We start from the raw sequence: 1,751 nt of genomic DNA, 5'->3' as shown, positions 1-1,751 counted from the left end.
CTGATGAGGTTCAGAGAAAACACCGGCACCCTAGTATTCCCCAGTACCGTATCGAAACGCACTCCCTTCGATATCAAGAAAGCATGGTACAAGGCGCTGGAAGCCTCTGATGTCGGCCATTGCAGATTCCATGACCTCAGACATAGCGCGGCCAGTAATCTCGTCAGGGCAGGGCGTACGTTGTTCGAGGTCGGTACGCTGCTCGGGCATAGTTCCACCACCATGACTGCGCGGTATAGTCACCTGGCGATCCACGATACACAGAACATGGTGGATAGCGTGATGGGGGCCTTGCGATGAGTGACGACCGGTTCCTTGTCACCATTGCAGATGCCGGGAGTCTGCGGAAGAAGTATGGTGATGTTCTCATGGTGGCGACCATCCGGGAACGCCTGAGAACCATCCACGCAGCTCACATGATGGGGCAGTATCATGACCTCATGCCACGGGGAGAGATGAACGTCATGTTGGAGATAAAGGAGCATCTCGACAGCATTAGGAAAAAGGAGAATGAAGACGCGGTTCTAAAGGCCGAGGAGAATCTCAGAGCGGTGTATGCCGATTATGTGGCTGAATTCGGTGACTATCGGGCGATAGTCAAGCGTATCGTCACTACTACACTGAAGCGTCATACTGTCGCAGAGGAAGACCTGGAGTACATCAGGTGCCTAATTTCTTTAATGAGGAAAGAGGGGATCAGGGACAAGACCGGCACCATGTTGCTGGAGCAGTTATTGTTTCTGTACGAGAACTGTTCGGGCGACCTTGCCATCATTGAACGTGAAGACCAAAAGACCTCTTACAAGGAAGCACTGTCATTCGTTTTTGATGCCATGGTTCTGCTCGGACTATCCCCGAAAAAGCGCAATATCGAAAAGCAGGTCGAGCGACTGGCACCAAACTGGGAAGGTCGGCGTAGCATCTTGGAGAAGGCATTTAAGAAATCAATCGACAAGAAAAAGGAGCTAAAAGAGCACTCCTGGTAATCATTCACCATTCCATCATCTTAGGGCTGCCATCGTGCAGCCCTTATCTTTTGGTAAAAAATAAAACTTTCGCGTCGCATTTCTGGCACAGCGTCCCTAATGCGGCTTAATAACCTCTGTACGCACCAGTACAAGCTGTTAACAGTAAGACGAAACAGAGGTATTACTTATGAACACTAACGCGGCAATGTACCCGGGCCATCTCGGTCCAACCCGATGGAGCGAACTGATCAGCCGCTTCCTTACGGAACACGGTGAAGGCCCCACACCAGGAGAGGCCCTCTTTAACTTGGACAACCTGCAACCCCTTGAGGCGTTTCTCGAGAAGCGCCCGCAGTTTGACGAGAACCAGCTACGCCACACCCGAGAAAATTTGTACTGATAAGGACCTGTTGGTTTTGCGCCAGGCCATCGACGAAGTAAACAAGATGGCTGGGTATGCGGCCAAACCTTGGTGTCGTCAGCATCATAAGTGGGAATACCGTGAATTCCTTCTCCGGGCCATTCCCCCCATCCGGCAGTACCTGGGATTACGGGCAGATTACACCCTGGAGCAAATCGAAGGAGGAAGCCGCGTGGCTACCCGTATCGTGACCAGTGACCTGCCACTAGTGACGGACAATCTGATACAGGATATCCGAAAGTTCTGTGAGGCTGGTAAGTCCAACAAGGACACGCGAGCCTACCTTAAGTATTGGTTAATTCCACTGCTCGAACGGGTGGTCCTGGAAACCGACCTGACCCACATCATGCAACAACATACCC

Annotated in this window: 3 protein-coding genes; all 3 read left to right on the top strand. The window is 51.7% G+C overall.

From position 1 onward, the window contains the following. On the top strand, positions 1-300 hold a 300-nt coding region (locus BOW51_RS10645; protein WP_153039649.1), incomplete at its 5' end, for a tyrosine-type recombinase/integrase. Then, complete coding sequence (locus tag BOW51_RS10640) at positions 297-986, top strand: hypothetical protein (RefSeq protein WP_078477685.1); 690 nt, start codon at positions 297-299, stop codon at positions 984-986. The genes BOW51_RS10645 and BOW51_RS10640, both read left to right, overlap by 4 nt. Positions 987-1,324: 338 nt before the next feature. After that, positions 1,325-1,751 (top strand): hypothetical protein (locus BOW51_RS10635; RefSeq protein ID WP_167367343.1); only part of this gene is annotated, 427 nt, incomplete at its 3' end.

Origin of the sequence: Solemya elarraichensis gill symbiont, from assembly GCF_002021095.1 — a bacterium.
Lineage (GTDB): Bacteria > Pseudomonadota > Gammaproteobacteria > Chromatiales > Chromatiaceae.
Note: the sequence above shows the minus strand (reverse complement) of the source record. Positions and strands in the feature narration are given on the sequence as shown.

Bases quoted from the DNA above. Each gene is read 5' to 3' on its own strand.
- BOW51_RS10640 (WP_078477685.1), top strand. From the start codon at position 297: ATGAGTGACGACCGGTTCCTTGTCACCATTGCAGATGCCGGGAGTCTG.